Annotated in this window: 20 protein-coding genes; 10 read left to right on the top strand and 10 right to left on the bottom strand. The window is 50.0% G+C overall.

The features are described from left to right. Positions 1–28: 28 nt before the first annotated feature. From KXD89_RS13860 to KXD89_RS13845, 4 genes are all read right to left on the bottom strand, one after another. The gene (locus KXD89_RS13860) at positions 29–2,125 is read right to left on the bottom strand and encodes a YjbH domain-containing protein (RefSeq protein ID WP_000742328.1); all 2,097 of its coding nucleotides are present in this window, start codon (positions 2,123–2,125) and stop codon (positions 29–31) included. Further along, positions 2,125–2,871, bottom strand: coding sequence for a capsule biosynthesis GfcC family protein (locus KXD89_RS13855; protein WP_001038079.1), 747 nt, complete (start codon positions 2,869–2,871; stop codon positions 2,125–2,127). The genes KXD89_RS13860 and KXD89_RS13855 overlap by 1 nt, the downstream gene beginning before the upstream one ends. Continuing rightward, the gene (gene gfcB / locus KXD89_RS13850) at positions 2,868–3,512 is read right to left on the bottom strand and encodes a lipoprotein GfcB (RefSeq protein ID WP_001247610.1); all 645 of its coding nucleotides are present in this window, start codon (positions 3,510–3,512) and stop codon (positions 2,868–2,870) included. The genes KXD89_RS13855 and gfcB overlap by 4 nt, the downstream gene beginning before the upstream one ends. A 106-nt stretch (positions 3,513–3,618) precedes the next feature. Next, positions 3,619–3,924 carry a threonine-rich inner membrane protein GfcA gene (locus tag KXD89_RS13845; RefSeq protein ID WP_001295358.1) on the bottom strand — a complete coding sequence of 102 codons (306 nt, stop codon included), beginning with the start codon at positions 3,922–3,924 and terminating at the stop codon, positions 3,619–3,621. A gap of 88 nt (positions 3,925–4,012) precedes the next feature. Between KXD89_RS13845 and KXD89_RS13840 the strand changes: the two genes are divergently transcribed. Further along, a protein-coding gene (locus KXD89_RS13840) for an IS1-like element IS1D family transposase (RefSeq protein ID WP_223293343.1) occupies positions 4,013–4,710 on the top strand; the annotation gives its coding sequence in 2 pieces (ribosomal slippage) (positions 4,013–4,262 and positions 4,262–4,710; 699 coding nt in all). Positions 4,711–5,142: 432 nt separating this feature from the next. Here the strand turns inward: KXD89_RS13840 and cspH are convergent. Then, positions 5,143–5,355: a cold shock-like protein CspH gene (gene cspH / locus KXD89_RS13835; protein ID WP_000087763.1), complete on the bottom strand. Its 213-nt coding sequence runs from the start codon at positions 5,353–5,355 to the stop codon at positions 5,143–5,145. A 285-nt stretch (positions 5,356–5,640) separates the two neighbouring features. On the opposite strand from cspH, the gene cspG reads away from it, so the two are divergent. Genes cspG through KXD89_RS13815 form a run of 4 tightly spaced genes read left to right on the top strand, consistent with a single transcriptional unit; the run spans position 5,641 to position 6,420 of the window. Beyond that, positions 5,641–5,853 carry a cold shock protein CspG gene (cspG, locus tag KXD89_RS13830; RefSeq protein ID WP_000066490.1) on the top strand — a complete coding sequence of 71 codons (213 nt, stop codon included), beginning with the start codon at positions 5,641–5,643 and terminating at the stop codon, positions 5,851–5,853. Positions 5,854–5,863: 10 nt separating this feature from the next. Beyond that, on the top strand, positions 5,864–6,052 hold the full coding sequence (locus tag KXD89_RS13825; RefSeq protein WP_071524879.1) for a cold-shock protein: 189 nt from the start codon (positions 5,864–5,866) through the stop codon (positions 6,050–6,052). Beyond that, on the top strand, positions 6,027–6,257 hold the full coding sequence (ymcE, locus tag KXD89_RS13820) for a protein YmcE (protein ID WP_001309400.1): 231 nt from the start codon (positions 6,027–6,029) through the stop codon (positions 6,255–6,257). The genes KXD89_RS13825 and ymcE overlap by 26 nt, the downstream gene beginning before the upstream one ends. Next, the gene (locus KXD89_RS13815; protein WP_001019197.1) at positions 6,247–6,420 is read left to right on the top strand and encodes a GnsA/GnsB family addiction module toxin; all 174 of its coding nucleotides are present in this window, start codon (positions 6,247–6,249) and stop codon (positions 6,418–6,420) included. The genes ymcE and KXD89_RS13815 overlap by 11 nt, the downstream gene beginning before the upstream one ends. Before the next feature lie 48 nt (positions 6,421–6,468). On the opposite strand, the gene KXD89_RS13810 is transcribed toward KXD89_RS13815, so the two are convergent. After that, positions 6,469–7,542, bottom strand: coding sequence for a 4Fe-4S binding protein (locus KXD89_RS13810; protein WP_000829662.1), 1,074 nt, complete (start codon positions 7,540–7,542; stop codon positions 6,469–6,471). 71 nt (positions 7,543–7,613) lie between these two features. Next, complete coding sequence (torS, locus tag KXD89_RS13805; RefSeq protein ID WP_001300633.1) at positions 7,614–10,358, bottom strand: TMAO reductase system sensor histidine kinase/response regulator TorS; 2,745 nt, start codon at positions 10,356–10,358, stop codon at positions 7,614–7,616. A gap of 82 nt (positions 10,359–10,440) precedes the next feature. On the opposite strand from torS, the gene torT reads away from it, so the two are divergent. Next, entirely contained in the window at positions 10,441–11,469 is a 1,029-nt protein-coding gene (torT, locus tag KXD89_RS13800) for a TMAO reductase system periplasmic protein TorT (protein ID WP_001264933.1), read from the top strand. Here the strand turns inward: torT and torR are convergent. Then, entirely contained in the window at positions 11,442–12,134 is a 693-nt protein-coding gene (gene torR / locus KXD89_RS13795) for a two-component system response regulator TorR (RefSeq protein ID WP_001120125.1), read from the bottom strand. The genes torT and torR overlap by 28 nt on opposite strands. 129 nt (positions 12,135–12,263) lie before the next feature. Here torR and torC point away from each other — a divergent pair, with 129 nt between their 5' ends. The 3 genes from torC to torD are packed head-to-tail and all read left to right on the top strand — an operon-like array spanning position 12,264 to position 16,578. Continuing rightward, positions 12,264–13,436: a pentaheme c-type cytochrome TorC gene (gene torC / locus KXD89_RS13790; protein WP_001230242.1), complete on the top strand. Its 1,173-nt coding sequence runs from the start codon at positions 12,264–12,266 to the stop codon at positions 13,434–13,436. Further along, on the top strand, positions 13,436–15,982 hold the full coding sequence (torA, locus tag KXD89_RS13785; protein WP_001062091.1) for a trimethylamine-N-oxide reductase TorA: 2,547 nt from the start codon (positions 13,436–13,438) through the stop codon (positions 15,980–15,982). The genes torC and torA overlap by 1 nt, the downstream gene beginning before the upstream one ends. Next, entirely contained in the window at positions 15,979–16,578 is a 600-nt protein-coding gene (torD, locus tag KXD89_RS13780) for a molecular chaperone TorD (RefSeq protein ID WP_000209894.1), read from the top strand. Before torA ends, torD begins: the two co-directional genes overlap by 4 nt. Positions 16,579–16,729: 151 nt before the next feature. Here torD and cbpM read toward each other — a convergent pair whose 3' ends face one another. Next, entirely contained in the window at positions 16,730–17,035 is a 306-nt protein-coding gene (gene cbpM / locus KXD89_RS13775) for a chaperone modulator CbpM (RefSeq protein WP_000024560.1), read from the bottom strand. Continuing rightward, positions 17,035–17,955, bottom strand: a complete 921-nt coding sequence (gene cbpA, locus KXD89_RS13770; protein WP_000420621.1) for a curved DNA-binding protein — start codon at positions 17,953–17,955, stop codon at positions 17,035–17,037. Before cbpA ends, cbpM begins: the two co-directional genes overlap by 1 nt. Positions 17,956–18,215: 260 nt before the next feature. Between cbpA and KXD89_RS13765 the strand changes: the two genes are divergently transcribed. Next, positions 18,216–19,472: a YccE family protein gene (locus KXD89_RS13765; RefSeq protein ID WP_219319339.1), complete on the top strand. Its 1,257-nt coding sequence runs from the start codon at positions 18,216–18,218 to the stop codon at positions 19,470–19,472. Positions 19,473–19,719 lie beyond the last annotated feature (247 nt).

The raw sequence follows: 19,719 nt of genomic DNA, 5'->3' as shown, positions 1-19,719 counted from the left end.
TCAATGTAATGTTATGAATTACGTCAGGTTATTGTCCAACCGGTACTTCTCGCTCTGCCGTCATTGGATAGAGCTGGTATTTGCGTGACAGCATTTGTCCACCATCACGCGTCAATGGTGTCCACGAAACCACCGCGCGGTTGCGGTTAGGTCCAATGGTCATCAAGTCGAATGGAATCGAGATATAAAAACCTTTACTAAAGCCGCCTTCGCCGTAGTCATCTTTAGATACGTTACTGATTGCCGCCCATACCCCTACCGCCACGCCGCTGTCAAAGCGTTTGGCGACGTCGATCGTTGCGCCTTTATCTTTTGCCAGATATTGCCCAACGCTAAGTTTCATCAGTACGCCATTGAGCGTCGGCGGGTTCCAGTAAGCCGTCACGAAACCTGTTGGCGTGGAATAATCGGTGAAACGCATCATGTTGTCCCAGTCACGTTGCTTCACGTAGTTAACGTCCACACCCAGCGCCCAGCAGGCATCTAGCGGGCGATAAAGCAGCTCGGAACCGACACCGGCGTACATCGTTTCCAGATAACCGCCATACACCTGGCCATAGAAACCATTGCCTAAGTCAGCAAAATAGTTCGCCTGCAAGTTGTTGAGATAAACGTCATTGCGAACGTAGTCACGGATATGCGTGCGCACGCGGGGCAGGGTAGAGTCCGCGGGCAACAGCGAAGACTTAAACTTGTCGTAGTTGTTGTAAATATTGGTGAAAATACCGCCATCAAGCAGCAGGTGGTCGGTAAACCAGTAGCGGGCACTGGACATCAGCCCCAGCTGGAACATATAGAAATCTTCCGGGCCGCCCAGCGACTGTGAAAGTGTTGGGTTGAAAGAGTAGCTAAAGCGATCTTCACGAATACGGTAGCCCCGACCAAAGGCAGAAAGATCTTCAGCTTCAACACGTTGTTGTTGCAGTGGCTCTGATTGACCAGGCGCTGTACCTGCCAGCTGTTTGCGCAGGCTGGCTACGTCGGTTTCGGTAGTCACCATCGCCATATGCTCGCGCTTTTGCGTCACGCTAATCTTCTCAACGCCTTGCGGCAGGTTATTCACCAGAATCCGGTTGGCACGATCGACCGCTTCACGAGAGTCACGGTATTTGTATTGCTGACCAGACATATACAGTGTCTTATCGCGTAGCTGAATTTCTGGCGCGTCAAAGCCCGCGTTATACTTCAGGGCGGTAAGTTGGTTTGCTACCGTGGTGTACTGCAATCCTTCAGATTCAGGCGCAGGTTGATATGCCGGTTTTGGCGTATCGCGCAGGGCAGGGCGCAGATCGTTGAAATTGGTCCGTAACGTGAAGCCAAACATCAACGTGTTACCGCGTTCATAACTCAGGTTGAGATCTGCCCAGCTGGCAGCGCGATAAACTGCGCCGACGTTGAAATGGCTTGCCTGAGGCAGTTTGCCAGCGAAATCATTCTGGTAATTGTTTCCATCGTATTCGAGTTTCAGACGCAGGGGATTCCACGGCGTTTGATACTCAATGCCGCCAAAGATGGAAGCCGGGCCACGAAAGATATCGCTAAAGCTGATATCGCCCGCATCGTGAGACTCTGCGCGATGACAATATTTATCGCTCACCCGGCAAAACGGGTTGGTAATATTGCCCGCATTACCGGCGTAGCCCCATGCCATCCCGAGGGTGAAATCAAATGGCCCCGCTTGCTTGCTGGCCACCAGATACTCACCGTCAAACAGACCCGTACCAGCAATATCACGTTTACCAAACGCCACTTGCGGTAGCCAGTAACCTTCTTCCCACAGGCGAAGTTTAAAATCGAATGATTTGTCTTTGTATGACTGATCGCCGCTGAAATCTTCCCACTGGCTATATTTGCGTGTGCGCACATCCGTATAACGAATGGTGCCTTCCAGCCATGGGAACAGCGCCACGGAGGTGGAGTAGAACCGGTATTGATCGTTATCCCGGTAGTTGACGCTGAATTCACCTTCCGGTGCGATGCGCGCATTTGGCATCTGCAACAATCCTGTGCCGCCAAAGTCTGATTGCGACGAACCCAGCGGATCCGGGTAGGTTAATACTTCAGCATGACAGGCACTGGAGACGGCAATGGCCAGGCAGCTTAAAAGATAAGAATTCTTCTTCATCAGTCAGGAACACGTTGCGTTAAAACAGACACAATCTGGTCATTTAAATCAGCATATTTTTCGGGCAGTACATGCGCAGAAAAGCCCAACCAAAGCTGGCTGCCAGGCGGTGGTTCCACATGTCTTTTATTCCACAGGGCAACAGGGGCGACGACAGTCTCACCCTCAGGCGTAATCACCATAACGTTATTCTTGTCCGCGCCTGCAAGGCGGGGGTGATCTTGCAGATAATCGGTAACGCTACGGCCTGCCTGCCAGGGCAATTGCCCGGCCCCAGAAACCGCACCCAGCAGAGTAATAGTCACCGGACGCTGTACGGTATAGAGCGTATAGTCCCCGACCAACGGGGGATTGCTGTTCTCATCCACTCGTACAAAATCAGGGTCCAGTTTGACCGGTAAGCGACCAGTGATATTGAGATTGAGTAACTGCTGGCGCACGGATTTAATCGTTGCCGCCACATCGTCGTCAGCTTCTGCTTCCCAGGAAGCAAGCTGTGCCATGACATGTTGGTAGTCTTTAAGCGCTTTAGCTTTCGCCGCAGAGTCGGTCAGCAAGGCACCAGGCCACCAGAGGCGATCGCGCAGTTGCGGTTGTGTCACCAACTGGACAACATTTTCCACGGGGCCAACGGAAAGTGTCTGTTGTTCGCCAGGCAGATAAATAGTCACCGTTCCTTGCGCAAAGGCATGGGGTGTCATTACGTAAAGTACGCTGGCAATGAAATACGACTGTAATTTATTCATGGTGCGGGTTTAAGAAACGTCATTTCTACGGGAATAACCCCTGCGCCTAACATTTGCCGACTTTGACGAACCTGGCCAGTAGCCGAATCGACCCAGAATGTGTTTTGCCACTGTTTTTCTGGCCGCGTGGAAGTCACCTCTTCCTGCCAGACATTACACAGCACATTGCGACCCGCAATATTCAGCGTCTCTAATCCAGCAAAGGAAAAAGTAGAACTCAGGGTCGCAGAGCGAAAATGGTTGTCTTCACTCCAGAGAATATCGCGCGTCCAGCGGCTGCCATCTTTTATTGCCAGCGCGTTACGCAGAGGGTCCTGCCCGGAATTTGTCACTTCCAGCAGATTATTATTAAGTTTGACGGTTTTTAAAAGACGTCCATTGTGGGTAACCAGCATGGCGTTATCCTGGGATAACCATTTGCTTTGTTCTTGTTCTATATATCCCAGTACCACAAAGATTCGTTGCCCTTCATTAAGGCGTAAATACATAGTGGAATAAGGCAACGCCTGGATCTGCTGATCCGCTACGGTGATATCCTGATTATCGAAAAGGCTGGCGCGAAATGTATCGACCATACTTTGCTGGCTGTGCGTACATCCCGCAAGAAATAGTGCGAAAATCGATAAAATAAGAGGGCGCACCTTTAATCCTTGAAAGGTTAATTAAAAAAATGCAAATCTCTAAAGCCCGGTACGAATATCGCAACCGGGTATCATTTAACTTTAATTTCGACGCGTTAAAGCAGTATTAGCGTGTAGTGGACGTGGTGGTTGAGGTGTTATGAGAACCGCCATCGCCACTGTCATTTGCTGCAACAACTGCCAACGTCGCCACACCAACAGCCGTTGCCACACCGACAACTGTCGCCGTGCCGACAGCGCCAGCAGCCACGCCACCAGTGGTAGTAGCAGTCGTGGTTGCGCCGGTAGTGGTCGTTGTGGTGCCAGTAGTACCCGTCGTTGCCTCGGTCCCGTTTGTTGCTTCAGGGGCAGCAAACGCAGCTGGCGTCGTCAACATGAAGGCCATAAGGATTGCAGAAAGCTTGTGTTTCATAACTTTTCCTTTATTCATCGCATGGACAATACGGGTGATGCTGCCAACTTACTGATTTAGTGTATGATGGTGTTTTTGAGGTTCTCCAGTGGCTTCTGTTTCTATCAGCTGTCCCTCCTGTTCAGCTACTGACGGGGTGGTGCGTAACGGCAAAAGCACTGCCGGACATCAGCGCTATCTCTGCTCTCACTGCCGTAAAACATGGCAACTGCAGTTCACTTACACCGCTTCTCAACCCGGTACGCACCAGAAAATCATTGATATGGCCATGAATGGCGTTGGATGCCGGGCAACAGCCCGCATTATGGGCGTTGGCCTCAACACGATTTTCCGCCATTTAAAAAACTCAGGCCGCAGTCGGTAACCTCGCGCATACAGCCGGGCAGTGACGTCATCGTCTGCGCGGAAATGGACGAACAGTGGGGATACGTCGGGGCTAAATCGCGCCAGCGCTGGCTGTTTTACGCGTATGACAGGCTCCGGAAGACGGTTGTTGCGCACGTATTCGGTGAACGCACTATGGCGACGCTGGGGCGTCTTATGAGCCTGCTGTCACCCTTTGACGTGGTGATATGGATGACGGATGGCTGGCCGCTGTATGAATCCCGCCTGAAGGGAAAGCTGCACGTAATCAGCAAGCGATATACGCAGCGAATTGAGCGGTATAACCTGAATCTGAGGCAGCACCTGGCACGGCTGGGACGGAAGTCGCTGTCGTTCTCAAAATCGGTGGAGCTGCATGACAAAGTCATCGGGCATTATCTGAACATAAAACACTATCAATAAGTTGGAGTCATTACCGACAATACGTACGCTTGAGATCAGGATTGTCTACTTTGAGTATAACATCCTTGTGAAATCTCCCTTTCCTCATACCGCTTGCACTATATACTGCGGGTAGGAAAGGCGCGCAGAGGGAAATATAAGATTGTTAACTATCCCCCTCTGGAAATACGACTTGTGAGCATAAGATAAATCTTAGCAAAATACAAATTAAAGATAAGGAAATTGTTACGAAAGCTATTAATTATTGTTGGTAATATAGTTTCAAGTGGTACTATAACTGGCTGTTAAATGGCATTTATAACTATTAGGTGCAGAGATATTCGCTTAAATGGATTAGTTTCTTTGTGGAAAAGTAACTGATGTTATAATGTATGATGTTGACTATTTCACTATTCCAATAAAACCAGTCAGCTTTAAACAAGCAGCGTCATATTAAGAGAGATAAACATTTGCCGCTGTTGGTCCTCGCAGGCCATTTACGCGGCAAAATTCCACACGTAATCCTGGTATAAGCACTTCTGCGTCGCGGGGAGTGAATGCGGAAATATGGACCTGAACTTCTTTACGACCGTCGGAGGGGATAATGAATCCTTTGCCGCTTTTGCGATCAAAGGTTTTGACAATTCCTGTCATTTTACGGGACAAACAAATTCCTTACTGAAAATACTGCGCTGCACTATACGGGGTTAATAAAATAAAGCCAGCGATATTTAAGACCGCCGGACGGCTAAAATAAAATTTGCTTAATCTCAATTATCATGCGTTAATAGCTGCGTCGGTTTGAAAGACAGACAGCATACAAAGTAGTTTACTAAAGCAGTTCTCATTATCAGGCATTATCCCCTTCTTTTGAGTCTCTCTCCTGAACACTAAGTAGTTTCTGTATTAAAGCCCTGTTTGCCGAAAGGCCCAAAATGAAGGAAGTAAAATATGTCTAATAAAATGACTGGTTTAGTAAAATGGTTTAACGCAGATAAAGGTTTTGGCTTTATCACTCCTGATGATGGCAGCAAAGACGTTTTCGTCCATTTCACCGCCATCCAGAGCAATGAATTCCGCACGCTGAACGAAAATCAGAAAGTTGAATTTTCTATTGAGCAGGGGCAACGTGGCCCCGCGGCAGCGAACGTTGTTACGCTCTAAGGTTGCCATTATTACTCAACATCTCCATTTCCGCTGTCCATGTTGTCATGGTTCACAGTACCGCACATCGGCATTCGATGTGACGGAGCGAAACCCTTTGGGCGCTAAGTGTATTTTTTGTAAATCGACGATGATCACCTTTGATAACGTCGCGCTGCAAATACGCACTGACCATGCGCCGCTGGATTTCACAAAATAATATCAGGCTCCCTCGTGGAGCCTTTTTTATATCTGCCTTATTTTTCTTCAACGCTGTATGTATAGTAAGCGATAACCTGTTGATTATTGAATCTTTCGGGGAGATGGCTTATAACATTTCTTACCTGACCAGGGTACCGGGAACCAACACCTTACTGGCGTGTTGCTGTCTTTTAAGACCAGAAGAGGTTAACAGTGAATATTGAAGAGTTAAAAAAACAAGCCGAAACGGAAATCGCCGACTTTATCGCGCAAAAAATCGCCGAGCTGAACAAGAATACAGGGAAAGAAGTCTCTGAAATTCGCTTCACCGCACGAGAAAAAATGACCGGGCTTGAAAGTTATGATGTCAAAATCAAAATAATGTGATTTTGTGAACATCACCCCGTGCGAGGTGATGTTCCGCTTGTTGCTAATTTAGTGACCAATCATTGGCGCTTGTGGAATTAAGCGTCGGTACAATTCCTCCGGCACCGGGCTTTGCCATACTCCCGCATACATTGCGTAACCAATCACCGCAAACATAATCCCCAGAACCAGTAGCGTCATTAACCAGCCAGACAACGCAAAGGCTTTTTTATTTGCCGCAGGTTTTTGCAGTGAAAAGGTCAATGTTGAGGCTACCGGACATGACTCTACGCAAGTCATACAGCCGGTACATTCCACTGTTCGTACCTGAATTAATTTATCGACCGGGATCCGTGATGGGCAATTTTTTGCGCATTTGCCACAGTCGATACAACTTTCGGCATTGCGACGAATCTTAAACGGCGACAATAGCGAAACCACGCCCATCAGCGCGCCATATGGGCAAAGATAACGACACCAGGCATGGCGAATAAACAGGCTGGCAATCAGCAAAACGGTCACGCTGATTAATGTCGCGGTCCCCATATGACGAAAGAAATCGAGCATTTTAACGTCCATCACCACGCTGTAGGGCGACAACATAAAATAGTGAATCGCCTGAGCGGGCATCAATAACGCGATATAGATAAAAAAACTCAACAGCAAATACTTCACGCCGCGCAGAGGAATATCCAGCCAGCGGGGAAGGACACATTGCCGACCAAACAGTTTGTTACCGAGATCGCCGATTAATTCAGAAAGCGTACCAACCGGGCATAACCATGAGCAAAAGGCCTTTTTGAGTAATAGACTGATGACGATAAAAGCGACCAATAACAGCATCGCGGCGGCGTGGACGGACGGTAACTGACCTGTTACAAGGCTATATTTCAGATTCATCAGCCCGGCAATCGGTAGCCAGCCTTCGATACCTCCCGGTCTGGCGACAAATGTCGTGCTACTTGCCGTTTCGTAATAGCGCACCCAATACCAGAACGTGATGGCAATATAAATATTCATTGCCAACAGTAATAATTGCGTCGCTTTACGCCAGGTCGTGGCATTACGCCAGTCATTCCACGGTAATTTGCCGCCCGTCGTGCCTGGCCGCCGCTGCCAGCGGGTTCTTTTATTCTCTGCCATGATTTTGCCAGTCCGTTAAGTTGTATACCAAATGCCACTATTCTAGTTGTTCTTAACTGGCTGATATTGATTCAAATCGCGTTCAGGTCTTTCTTATGCAACCATGCTTCCAGAGCGGCAACACTGCGTGTAATTTCTTCGTGTGGAAGGGGGGCAGATAATGGCTGCTGCTCCAGTTGTGCGCATAGCTGGCTGGCGATATGCATTCCCAGACTCGAGCAACTGCTTTTTAGCTGATGCGCGGCACGCTTTATTTTCTCGCTATCCTGACTGGCGCGGGCAATGTCGATTTCATCGAGAAGCGGCAGGGCATGTTGTGTAAATAATACCAGCCATTCGTGGATCTTCTCCGTCCCCATTAACTGAGCATCTTCATTGAGTTGCGATACATCCAGCGATTGATCATTATTGACTTGCAGTTGGAGATAGTGCGCCAGTAACTGACCGAGCACTTCACGCGGCACCGGTTTAGGGATAATCCCGCGGAATAATGAACTGGTACGCTGGCGCAGCGTTTCGTCAATGACATGGGCGCTAAAGCCAATCAAAACCAGCGACGGATATTGCTGTGCCAGTTGTCGGGCAAGCGTAATGCCGTCGATATCCGGCAGATCAAAATCCACCAGTGCGGCAGCAAACGGTTCGCTATTTTGCAGTGTCTCTAAAGCCTGCGCGGCATTGCCAACAGCAACAATCTGCGCACCACTGGTTTTCAGCATCTCAATGGTAATTCGCTGGGTTAGCGGGTTATCTTCAATTAACAGCAAACGTAAACCGTCAAGACGCACCGCCTGATTGACTGTTTTTGGCACGGGTGCCGTGGCAACACGTAACGGCAAGCGTAAACAAAAACAGCTTCCAACCTCCGGCGTGCTGGTGGCGCTCAGTTCGCCGCCCATCGCCTGGGCCAGACGGCTACTGATAGTCAGTCCCAGCCCGGTGCCGCCGCGTTTGCCGCTTACCTGCACAAATGGCTGGAAGATTTCTGCCAGTTTCGCGGGATCAATACCGCAGCCGCTGTCTTCCACTTCGACCAGCCATTGCTCGCCATCAGTGCGACTACGCAGGATAATGTACCCTTCGTCAGTAAAACGCAGGGCGTTGCTCAACAGGTTGGTTATAACCTGACGAATACGTCGTGGATCGCCCATTAACGCGCACGGCATATCATCGGCAATTGCCGTTGCCAGGCGAATCGGGCGACCTTTCACCCGTCCGCTCATTAATTGCAGGGTACTTTCCAGCAGCGGGCGCGGTTCAAAGGGCTCATCGCTGACCGAAACATTCTTGCCACCTGCTTCGATAGCGGAATAATCGAGAATATCGTTGAGGATGGTCAGCAACGATTCACCAGAGTCAGTAATTGCCCGCAAATCATCACGCTGGGCGTTAAGTGCGGGGTTATCTGCCAGCAGTTGAGCAGTGCCGAGAATACCGTACAGCGGTGTGCGGATCTCATGGCTCATCGCCGCCAGAAACGCCGATTTTGCCTGGCTGGCTTTTTCTGCTTCCGCCCGTGCCTGTCGGTGTTCTATCACCAGTTCCTGCAATTCAGCTGTACGCGCTTTGACCTGCGCCGCCAGCTGTTCGCGGTGGCGATTCAGTGCATGAACATTGCTGCGAAACGCATCCATCAGCCGCCCGATGGTATCCAGCTCCCGTACGCCAGCGGTTTCCGGGAAAGGGGAGTCAATATCACCGTCCAGCAGCCGTTGCAGCGCCTGCGTTTGTTCGGCAAGTGGACGCGTGACTGAGCGATAAACCACGCGCCAGAGGATCAGAATCAGTGCGCAAAGTGAAACCATCCCCAGCAATAACAGGCTGTATTGCCCGCGTGCACTCGCTTTTTCCAGATGCGCCAGTCCGTGCTGATTACGCAGCTCAATGGTGTCGACCAGCTGACTGACTTCGCTACTAAACTGCGCGAACTGGGCGATGTTATTTTGTGCGAGAGTTTGTAGGTGATTGCTGATTTCACTGTCCTGCTGATACAGCGCCAGCAAATCGCTATATTGGCTAACGGTAGTTAACGTTGTTGCGACCTGCGCACGAACACCCGGATCTTCAATGCGTATTTGCCGACGTTGCAGAATTTTCACCGCATTATTGAGCTGCTTTTCCAGCGTTGGTGCATTTTTCTGGATCTGCTCCAGCCCCAGATTCATCACCATTTGCTGCACCCGCAGAGCGCTAAGGCGCAGTTCATTCATCTGGTTAACATACTCAAGATCGATATCAATCAGCCGATCGAGTGCACTTTCAGCAGCCTGACGCTGATCTTGTTCGATCAAATCGTAAATCCCGGCCTGGGTCGCTCCAGCGGAAGTTGTCGCATTATTCGCCTGACCTTGCGCCAGGCGTGCGATCTCATCGGCGGCAGCGACTATCTGCTGACTGAGTTGCTGTTGTTGCTGGCGCAGTTGCAAACGCTGCCCCACCAGTTCCCCTTGCTGACGTAACGAACGGGAGATCTCCTGCTCCTGTTGTTCAATAGCGGTGGTATCAAAACCTTGTTCCCGTAACGCTTGCAGCAACGCATTAATCTTCAGGCTTTGTGCGGTGAGCATTCGCCCCTGCGCCTGCCACATCTTTTCGTTATCGGCACTGGTCAGGTTCTGCGCGGCGAAAAGTTCCCAGGCGCTGGCTTCGCTCAACTGGCGCGCCATATTCATGGTAGGAATCAATGCCTGAGTGTTGTCTTTTTCCACCTGGCTGATAAAGCGCAGGTTGTACCATCCCACCAGGGTACTGGTCAGGGTTAACAGCGCCATCAGGGCAAAGCCCATCCAGAGTCTTCGGGTCAGGGTTAAATTCACGGTCGGTGCACTTTAGGTGAAAAAGGTTGAGTCGCAAAGCGGAATGCATCTAGCATAAAGCCTTATTATTGATGAGGCTATCATGCGCGTACTGCTATTTTTACTTCTTTCCCTTTTCATGTTGCCGGCATTTTCGGCTGATAACCTGTTGCGCTGGCATGATGCGCAGCATTTCACGGTGCAAGCCTCTACGCCGCTTAAAGCCAAACGCGCATGGAAACTGTGCGCGCTTTATCCCAGCCTGAAAGATTCATATTGGTTATCGTTGAACTATGGTATGCAGGAGGCTGCTCGCCGCTACGGTGTGGATTTAAAAGTGCTGGAGGCAGGCGGCTACAGCCAGTTGGCTACCCAGCAAGCACAAATCGACCAGTGTAAACAGTGGGGCGCAGAGGCCATTTTGCTCGGTAGTAGCACGACCTCATTTCCCGACCTGCAAAAGCAGGTAGCAAGTCTGCCGGTGATCGAACTGGTAAATGCTATTGATGCTCCCCAGGTGAAAAGCCGCGTTGGTGTGCCCTGGTTTCAGATGGGCTATCAACCGGGGCGATATCTGGTGCAATGGGCGCACGGTAAACCACTGAATGTGCTGTTGATGCCCGGACCCGATAACGCCGGGGGCAGTAAGGAGATGGTCGAGGGTTTTCGCGCAGCCATTGCCGGAAGCCCGGTGCGTATTGTTGATATTGCGCTTGGTGATAACGATATTGAAATCCAGCGTAACCTGTTGCAGGAGATGCTGGAACGCCATCCAGAAATCGACGTCGTTGCCGGAACGGCCATTGCGGCAGAGGCGGCAATGGGGGAAGGGCGTAACCTGAAAACGCCGCTTACCGTGGTGTCGTTTTATCTTTCACATCAGGTGTATCGCGGGCTGAAGCGGGGAAGAGTGATTATGGCTGCCAGCGATCAAATGGTCTGGCAGGGGGAACTGGCGGTTGAGCAGGCCATCAGGCAATTACAGGGGCAATCGGTTTCTGATAATGTCAGCCCACCGATTTTAGTTCTGACGCCGAAAAATGCCGACCGTGAACATATTCGCCGCTCGCTGTCACCAGGGGGATTTCGTCCGGTCTATTTTTATCAGCACACATCAGCGGCTAAGAAATAACCTTCACCATGTTGCGTCACCAGTAAATCCGCGCTGAGTTTATGACGTAAACGACGAATTAACACATCGACGGTGCGCAGGTCAGGGTTTTCCACCCGACGCGCAGAAAGCATACGTAGCAGACGTTCACGGCTGAGAATTTCGCCCGGATTCGTCACAAATGCCACCAACATTTCATACTCTGCGCGGGTCAGTTTAATCGGCTCGCCATCCCGCTCCAGCGTATGGCGCGACACATTCAGGCAATAACCGGCAAAGCGATAGCAGTTGTCCTGAGTGTGCGGTTGAGCTTGTCGCGCGAGGTCGATTCGCCAGAGCAGATTTTTCACCCGTACTACCAGTTCGCGCAGTTCCAGCGGTTTGGTGACGTAATCGTCTGCGCCCATTTCCAGCCCAACAATACGGTCAATCCGATCGCTGCGTCCGGTAACCAGAATAATCCCCACCGTTGAGCGTTCTCGCAGGGCGCGGGTTAACATCAGGCCATTTTCATCGGGTAAGTTGATATCCAGCAGAATTAAATCTACCGACTGATTCTGCATAATTTCCCGTAGCCCAGCACCGCTCGCCGTAACGGAAACGGTATACCCCTCCTGAGTGAAGTAGGATTGTAATCGCGCCTGGGTAACCGGCTCATCTTCAACAATAACAATGTGATGTGGCATCAGAGGGTTTTACTCATTCTGTTCATATCTGTTCATATTCTGCCGTAAGCCGTTCATCCTGACCAGTGCCGCTGTTCATATTTGCTCATTAAGATCGCTTCACTAAACCATAATTCTACAGGGGTTATTATGCGGAAACTCTGGAACGCGCTACGCCGACCCAGTGCTCGTTGGTCGGTACTGGCGCTGGTCGCAATTGGGATTGTGATTGGCATTGCGCTGATTGTATTGCCACACGTTGGGATCAAAGTCACCAGCACAACCGAATTTTGTGTCAGTTGCCACAGTATGCAACCGGTGTATGAAGAATATAAACAGTCGGTGCATTTCCAGAACGCCTCCGGCGTGCGAGCTGAATGCCATGACTGTCATATCCCGCCGGATATTCCAGGCATGGTGAAGCGCAAACTGGAAGCGAGCAATGATATCTACCAGACCTTTATTGCTCACTCCATTGATACACCTGAAAAATTCGAAGCCAAACGCGCGGAACTTGCCGAGCGTGAATGGGCGCGAATGAAAGAAAACAACTCGGCAACCTGCCGCTCCTGCCATAACTACGATGCGATGGATCATGCGAAGCAGCATCCTGAAGCAGCACGTCAGATGAAGGTGGCAGCGAAAGATAATCAATCCTGCATCGACTGTCATAAAGGTATTGCCCACCAGTTACCGGATATGAGTAGCGGCTTCCGTAAGCAGTTCGATGAGCTGCGCGCCAGTGCTAATGACAGTGGTGACACGCTGTACTCTATTGATATTAAGCCAATTTATGCGGCGAAAGGCGATAAAGAAGCCTCTGGTTCTCTGCTGCCTGCTTCGGAAGTGAAAGTCCTTAAACGTGACGGCGACTGGCTGCAAATTGAAATTACCGGCTGGACGGAAAGCGCCGGACGTCAGCGTGTACTCACCCAATTCCCAGGTAAACGCATCTTTGTTGCCTCGATTCGTGGTGATGTGCAGCAGCAGGTAAAAACGCTGGAGAAAACCACCGTTGCCGACACCAATACCGAGTGGAGCAAGTTGCAGGCCACTGCGTGGATGAAGAAAGGCGACATGGTGAACGATATCAAACCGATCTGGGCTTATGCGGATTCGTTGTACAACGGCACCTGTAACCAGTGCCACGGCGCACCGGAAATCGCCCACTTTGACGCTAACGGTTGGATCGGCACGCTCAACGGCATGATTGGCTTTACCAGTCTCGATAAACGTGAAGAACGCACCTTGTTGAAATATCTGCAAATGAATGCGTCTGACACCGCAGGTAAGGCTCACGGCGATAAGAAGGAAGAAAAATAATGAACAATAACGATCTCTTTCAGGCATCACGTCGGCGTTTTCTGGCACAACTCGGCGGCTTAACCGTCGCCGGGATGCTGGGGCCGTCATTGTTAACGCCGCGACGTGCGACTGCGGCGCAAGCGGCGACTGACGCTGTCATCTCGAAAGAGGGCATTCTTACCGGGTCGCACTGGGGGGCTATCCGCGCGACGGTGAAGGATGGTCGCTTTGTGGCGGCAAAACCGTTCGAACTGGATAAATATCCGTCGAAAATGATTGCCGGATTGCCGGATCACGTACACAACGCGGCGCGTATTCGTTATCCGATGGTACGCGTGGACTGGCTGCGTAAGCGCCATCTCAGCGATACCTCCCAGCGCGGTGATAACCGTTTTGTGCGCGTGAGCTGGGATGAAGCCCTCGACATGTTCTATGAAGAACTGGAACGCGTGCAGAAAACTCACGGGCCGAGTGCCTTGCTGACCGCCAGTGGTTGGCAATCGACGGGGATGTTCCATAACGCTTCGGGGATGCTGGCGAAAGCTATTGCCTTGCATGGTAATAGCGTTGGTACGGGCGGAGATTACTCTACCGGTGCTGCGCAGGTGATCCTGCCGCGCGTAGTCGGTTCGATGGAAGTGTATGAACAGCAAACCTCCTGGCCGCTGGTATTGCAGAACAGCAAAACCATTGTGCTGTGGGGCTCCGATTTGCTGAAAAACCAGCAAGCGAACTGGTGGTGCCCGGATCACGATGTTTATGAATATTACGCGCAGCTAAAAGCGAAAGTCGCCGCCGGTGAAATTGAGGTCATCAGCATCGATCCGGTTGTCACATCCACCCATGAGTATCTGGGGCGCGAGCATGTGAAGCACATTGCGGTTAACCCGCAAACTGACGTGCCGCTGCAACTGGCGCTGGCACATACGCTGTACAGTGAAAACCTGTACGACAAAAACTTCCTTGCTAACTACTGTGTGGGTTTTGAGCAGTTCCTGCCGTATCTGCTGGGTGAGAAAGACGGTCAGCCGAAAGATGCCGCATGGGCTGAAAAACTGACCGGCATTGATGCCGAAACCATTCGTGGGCTGGCGCGGCAGATGGCGGCGAACAGAACGCAAATTATTGCTGGCTGGTGCGTGCAGCGTATGCAGCACGGTGAACAGTGGGCGTGGATGATTGTGGTTCTGGCGGCGATGCTGGGGCAAATTGGCCTGCCAGGTGGTGGTTTTGGTTTTGGCTGGCACTACAACGGCGCAGGCACGCCGGGGCGTAAAGGCGTTATTCTGAGTGGTTTCTCCGGCTCTACGTCGATTCCGCCTGTTCACGACAACAGTGACTACAAAGGCTACAGCAGCACTATTCCGATTGCCCGTTTTATCGATGCGATCCTCGAACCGGGGAAAGTGATCAACTGGAACGGTAAATCGGTAAAACTGCCGCCGCTGAAAATGTGTATTTTTGCCGGAACTAACCCATTCCATCGCCATCAGCAGATCAACCGCATTATTGAAGGCTTGCGCAAGCTGGAAACGGTTATCGCCATAGATAACCAGTGGACCTCAACCTGCCGCTTTGCCGATATCGTACTGCCTGCGACCACGCAGTTTGAGCGTAACGATCTCGACCAGTACGGCAATCACTCCAACCGTGGCATTATCGCCATGAAACAGGTGGTGCCGCCGCAGTTCGAGGCGCGCAACGACTTCGATATTTTCCGCGAGCTGTGCCGTCGCTTTAATCGCGAAGAAGCCTTTACCGAAGGGCTGGACGAAATGGGCTGGCTGAAACGCATCTGGCAGGAAGGTGTACAGCAAGGCAAAGGACGCGGCGTTCATCTGCCAGCGTTTGATGACTTCTGGAATAACAAAGAGTACGTCGAGTTTGACCATCCGCAGATGTTTGTTCGCCACCAGGCATTCCGCGAAGATCCGGATCTCGAACCGCTGGGCACGCCGAGTGGCCTGATTGAGATCTACTCGAAAACTATCGCCGATATGAACTACGACGATTGTCAGGGGCATCCGATGTGGTTTGAGAAAATCGAACGCTCCCACGGTGGGCCTGGCTCGCAAAAGTATCCGTTGCATCTGCAATCTGTGCATCCGGATTTCCGACTTCACTCGCAGTTATGTGAGTCGGAAACGCTGCGTCAGCAATATACGGTAGCGGGTAAAGAGCCAGTATTCATTAACCCGCAGGATGCCAGCGCGCGCGGTATTCGTAACGGTGATGTGGTACGCGTCTTTAACGCTCGCGGTCAGGTGTTGGCAGGGGCAGTGGTTTCTGACCGCTATGCACCCGGCGTGGCACGAATTCACGAAGGGGCATGGTACGATCCAGATAAAGGCGGCGAGCCTGGTGCGCTGTGCAAATACGGTAACCCCAACGTGTTGACCATCGACATCGGTACATCGCAGCTGGCGCAGGCGACCAGTGCGCACACTACGCTGGTGGAAATTGAGAAGTACAACGGAACAGTGGAGCAGGTGACGGCGTTTAACGGCCCCGTGGAGATGGTGGCGCAGTGCGAATATGTTCCCGCGTCGCAGGTGAAATCATGACCACGCTGACAGCACAACAGATTGCCTGTGTTTACGCCTGGCTAGCGCAGTTGTTCTCCCGTGAGCTGGACGATGAACAACTGACGCAAATCGCCAGTGCGCAGATGGCTGAATGGTTTTCGTTGCTGAAAAGCGAACCGCCGCTCACTGCGGCGGTGAACGAGCTGGAAAACCGTATTGCCACGCTGACAGTACGTGACGATGCCCGTCTGGAACTGGCCGCGGACTTTTGCGGCCTGTTTCTGATGACCGACAAACAAGCGGCGCTGCCGTATGCATCGGCCTACAAACAGGACGAGCAAGAGATTAAACGCTTGTTAGTTGAGGCAGGGATGGAAACCAGCGGCAATTTCAACGAACCGGCAGATCATCTGGCGATCTATCTCGAATTGCTCAGCCATCTGCATTTTTCGCTGGGAGAGGGGACCGTTCCTGCGCGAAGAATCGACAGTTTGCGGCAAAAAACACTGACGGCGCTGTGGCAATGGTTACCAGAGTTTGTTGCGCGTTGTCGTCAGTATGACAGCTTTGGTTTTTACGCGGCACTAAGCCAGTTATTGCTGGTGTTAGTGGAGTGCGACCACCAAAACAGATAACGTCGTTTGTGCGCCTGAAAAGACGCGTTTAGCGTCGCATCAGGCATTATGGCGCAGTTGCCGGATGCGGCGTGAACGTCTTATCCGGCCCACAGGAACTGTAATCTTTGTAGACCGGTTAAGATGCGTCATCGCATCCGGCAAACACACATCACGGATGAGCTACAAACCGGGAAAGCCGCTGGCGCAGCAGGCGGTTTTCCTGCTTCAGGTGCGCAATATCATCCATTAACGTCAGCGCCACCGCGATCCCCGGCCAGTCCAGAGCCAGTTCATGACGCAGGCGTACCGCGCGTTGCACCACAATGGCGGCATGGTCGTCAAATACCCAGGTTGTTTCCTGGATCTCACGCGGTTCAACCACCCCCAAACCGACAATTTCATTCAACTCCTCTTCAGAGATGCCGGTATGCAGGCAAAATTCGGTAATAGTAAAAGTCACCGTAACATTAGCCATTATGCTTTCCCCCAATCTTTACGTGGATCAAAAGACGACTGGGCGTCTGCCAGTTGCTGCCACAGCGCGGCAGTGTTTTCATCCGGTTTCGGCGGCATCACGATTTTCAGTACCGCATACAGATCGCCGGTCTGTTTTTTGCTCACCAGACCTTTGCCTTTAACGCGCAATCGTTGCCCGGCCTGGCTGCCTGGCGGGATAGTCAGCAAAATGCTTTCTTTCAGTGTTGGAACGGTGACTTTAGCACCCAGCGCCGCTTCCCACGGGCTAACCGGCACCACAATTTCCAGATCCTGGCCGACAATATCAAACAGCGGATGTGGCGCAATATGAATCACCAGCCACAAATCGCCATTTGGACCGCCGTTTTCGCCCGGCGTCCCCTGGCCTTTCAGACGGATGCGTTGACCATTGCCGACGCCCGCCGGGATCTTCACATTCAGCGTTTTCGGAATTTCCTGTTCGATCATGCCAAAGGCGTTATAAACCGGCAGGTTATAGCTGATGGTACGCTTATGCTCAGTAAGCGTTTCTTCGAGGAATACCGCCACTTCGATTTCAATATCGTGGCCGCGTGTGGCGGGGCGTTGACGGCTCTGGCGGGCATGCTGACCGAAAATTGACGAGAAGATATCGTCAAAATCTTCGGCGTTAAAACTCTGACCGTCGCCATGGTGGAACTGACGGTTAAATTGCGGATCGTTGCGATGTTGCCACATCTGATCATACTCAGCGCGACGTTGTTCATCACTTAACACTTCCCAGGCTTCAGCGACCTCTTTGAAGCGGGCTTCGGCATCCGGTTCTTTGCTGACATCAGGATGGTATTTGCGGGCAAGTCGACGATAGGCGGTCTTGATTGTCTTGAGATCGTCCGTCGGTTTCACGCCCATGATGGCGTAATAATCCTTTAATTCCATAGCGTTATCTCGCGTAAATCAACACAAATTGAAGGAACCCCTGTAAGGTAACTCCTATAAGTGTAGGGTAATCCTCAAAATTTCATATGCCAACACAGAATATGTTATTGAAATCATCGCGGAGAGGAGGTCGCCATCAAGATGGGTTGCTGAACATATTTTAAACAGGTGAAAAAGGGTGAGCGATTTTTGATAGTTGAACCAGGCACTTTAAGTTTAACTAGGGCGTCATTATTTATTAAATTTTATAGACGCTATATATGGGTAGTAATATACATGGAATTAGTTGCACTGCAAATAATTATTTGAAACAGGCCTGGAACGATATAAAAAATGAGTACGAAAAAAATCAAACATATTCAATCACGCTTTTTGAAAACACACTGGTGTGTTTTATGCGGTTATACAATGAACTCAGACGTAAAGTAAATGAAGAGGATACTCCATGTCTGGAATGTGAATCACTAGAAAAAGAATTTGAGGAAATGCAGAATGATAATGGTCTATCATTATTTATGAGAATATTGCGTACTAATGATACACAAATTTATTCAGGGGTTTCAGGAGGTATTACATATACTATACAATATGTTCGAGATATTGATATTGTTAGAGTGTCCTTGCCGGGCAGAGCTTCAGAGTCTATCACAGATTTTAAAGGTTATTATTGGTATAACTTTATGGAGTATATTGAAAACATTAATGCGTGTGATGATGTTTTTTCTGAGTATTGTTTTGATGATGAAAATATAAGTGTCCAGCCAGAGCGGATAAATACGCCGGGAATATCTGATTTGGATTCTGACATTGATTTGTCTGGTATATCTTTTATTCAGCGTGAAACTAACCAGGCATTAGGATTAAAATATGCTCCTGTAGATGGCGATGGATATTGTCTGTTAAGAGCTATACTGGTTTTAAAACAACATGATTATTCATGGGCGCTGGTCAGTTATAAGATGCAAAAGGAAGTTTACAACGAATTCATTAAAATGGTTGATAAAAAAACGATCGAGGCTCTTGTTGATACGGCATTCTATAATCTCAGGGAAGATGTAAAGACGTTATTTGGCGTTGATCTACAATCTGACAACCAAATTCAGGGGCAGAGTAGTCTTATGTCATGGAGCTTTCTGTTTTTTAAAAAACAATTCATTGATAGTTGCTTGAATAACGAAAAATGTATCCTGCATTTACCCGAGTTTATATTTAATGATAACAAGAACTTGCTTGCTTTAGATACCGACACGTCGGATAGGATTAAAGCGGTGAAGAATTTTCTTGTTGTTCTTTCAGATAGCATTTGCTCATTATTTATTGTTAATAGTAATGTGGCATCAATCTCCTTGGGGAATGAATCCTTTTCAACAGATGAAGATCTTGAGTATGGTTATTTAATGAACACTGGCAATCATTATGACGTTTACCTCCCTCCTGAACTTTTTGCTCAGGCTTACAAGTTAAACAATAAGGAAATGAATGCGCAACTCGACTATTTAAATCGTTATGCAATTTAATGGCAAAGGCATATGCTAAAAACCATTGTTATTAGTCTCACACTTTTTTATTGGTAAATATTGTCTCTGTATTGGTAACGCCGCAGATATTCTGTTTAGCCACAGGTGCAATTATCAGCGGCGTACGCGAGGCAGGGGCTAATCAGGCATAGTTTGCGTCAAACCTTGCCTGTTTTTGAAGATGTATATAGAAAAACAGGCGTTCAACAAGCCATTTTGCGAACCTGTTCCCGGAAAAAAGTCATAT

Source organism: Escherichia sp. TC-EC600-tetX4 (genome assembly GCF_019356055.1).
Taxonomy (GTDB): domain Bacteria; phylum Pseudomonadota; class Gammaproteobacteria; order Enterobacterales; family Enterobacteriaceae.
Note: the sequence above shows the minus strand (reverse complement) of the source record. Positions and strands in the feature narration are given on the sequence as shown.

What these genes read in the sequence shown, in the direction of transcription:
- KXD89_RS13860 (WP_000742328.1), bottom strand. Translation starts at nt 2,125, where the DNA reads ATGAAGAAGAATTCTTATCTTTTAAGCTGCCTGGCCATTGCCGTCTCC.
- KXD89_RS13855 (WP_001038079.1), bottom strand. Translation starts at nt 2,871, where the DNA reads ATGAATAAATTACAGTCGTATTTCATTGCCAGCGTACTTTACGTAATG.
- KXD89_RS13845 (WP_001295358.1), bottom strand. Translation starts at nt 3,924, where the DNA reads ATGAAACACAAGCTTTCTGCAATCCTTATGGCCTTCATGTTGACGACG.
- cspG (WP_000066490.1), top strand. Translation starts at nt 5,641, where the DNA reads ATGTCTAATAAAATGACTGGTTTAGTAAAATGGTTTAACGCAGATAAA.
- ymcE (WP_001309400.1), top strand. Translation starts at nt 6,027, where the DNA reads ATGCGCCGCTGGATTTCACAAAATAATATCAGGCTCCCTCGTGGAGCC.
- KXD89_RS13810 (WP_000829662.1), bottom strand. Translation starts at nt 7,542, where the DNA reads ATGGCAGAGAATAAAAGAACCCGCTGGCAGCGGCGGCCAGGCACGACG.
- torT (WP_001264933.1), top strand. Translation starts at nt 10,441, where the DNA reads ATGCGCGTACTGCTATTTTTACTTCTTTCCCTTTTCATGTTGCCGGCA.
- torR (WP_001120125.1), bottom strand. Translation starts at nt 12,134, where the DNA reads ATGCCACATCACATTGTTATTGTTGAAGATGAGCCGGTTACCCAGGCG.
- torC (WP_001230242.1), top strand. Translation starts at nt 12,264, where the DNA reads ATGCGGAAACTCTGGAACGCGCTACGCCGACCCAGTGCTCGTTGGTCG.
- torA (WP_001062091.1), top strand. Translation starts at nt 13,436, where the DNA reads ATGAACAATAACGATCTCTTTCAGGCATCACGTCGGCGTTTTCTGGCA.
- torD (WP_000209894.1), top strand. Translation starts at nt 15,979, where the DNA reads ATGACCACGCTGACAGCACAACAGATTGCCTGTGTTTACGCCTGGCTA.
- cbpM (WP_000024560.1), bottom strand. Translation starts at nt 17,035, where the DNA reads ATGGCTAATGTTACGGTGACTTTTACTATTACCGAATTTTGCCTGCAT.
- cbpA (WP_000420621.1), bottom strand. Translation starts at nt 17,955, where the DNA reads ATGGAATTAAAGGATTATTACGCCATCATGGGCGTGAAACCGACGGAC.
- KXD89_RS13765 (WP_219319339.1), top strand. Translation starts at nt 18,216, where the DNA reads ATGGGTAGTAATATACATGGAATTAGTTGCACTGCAAATAATTATTTG.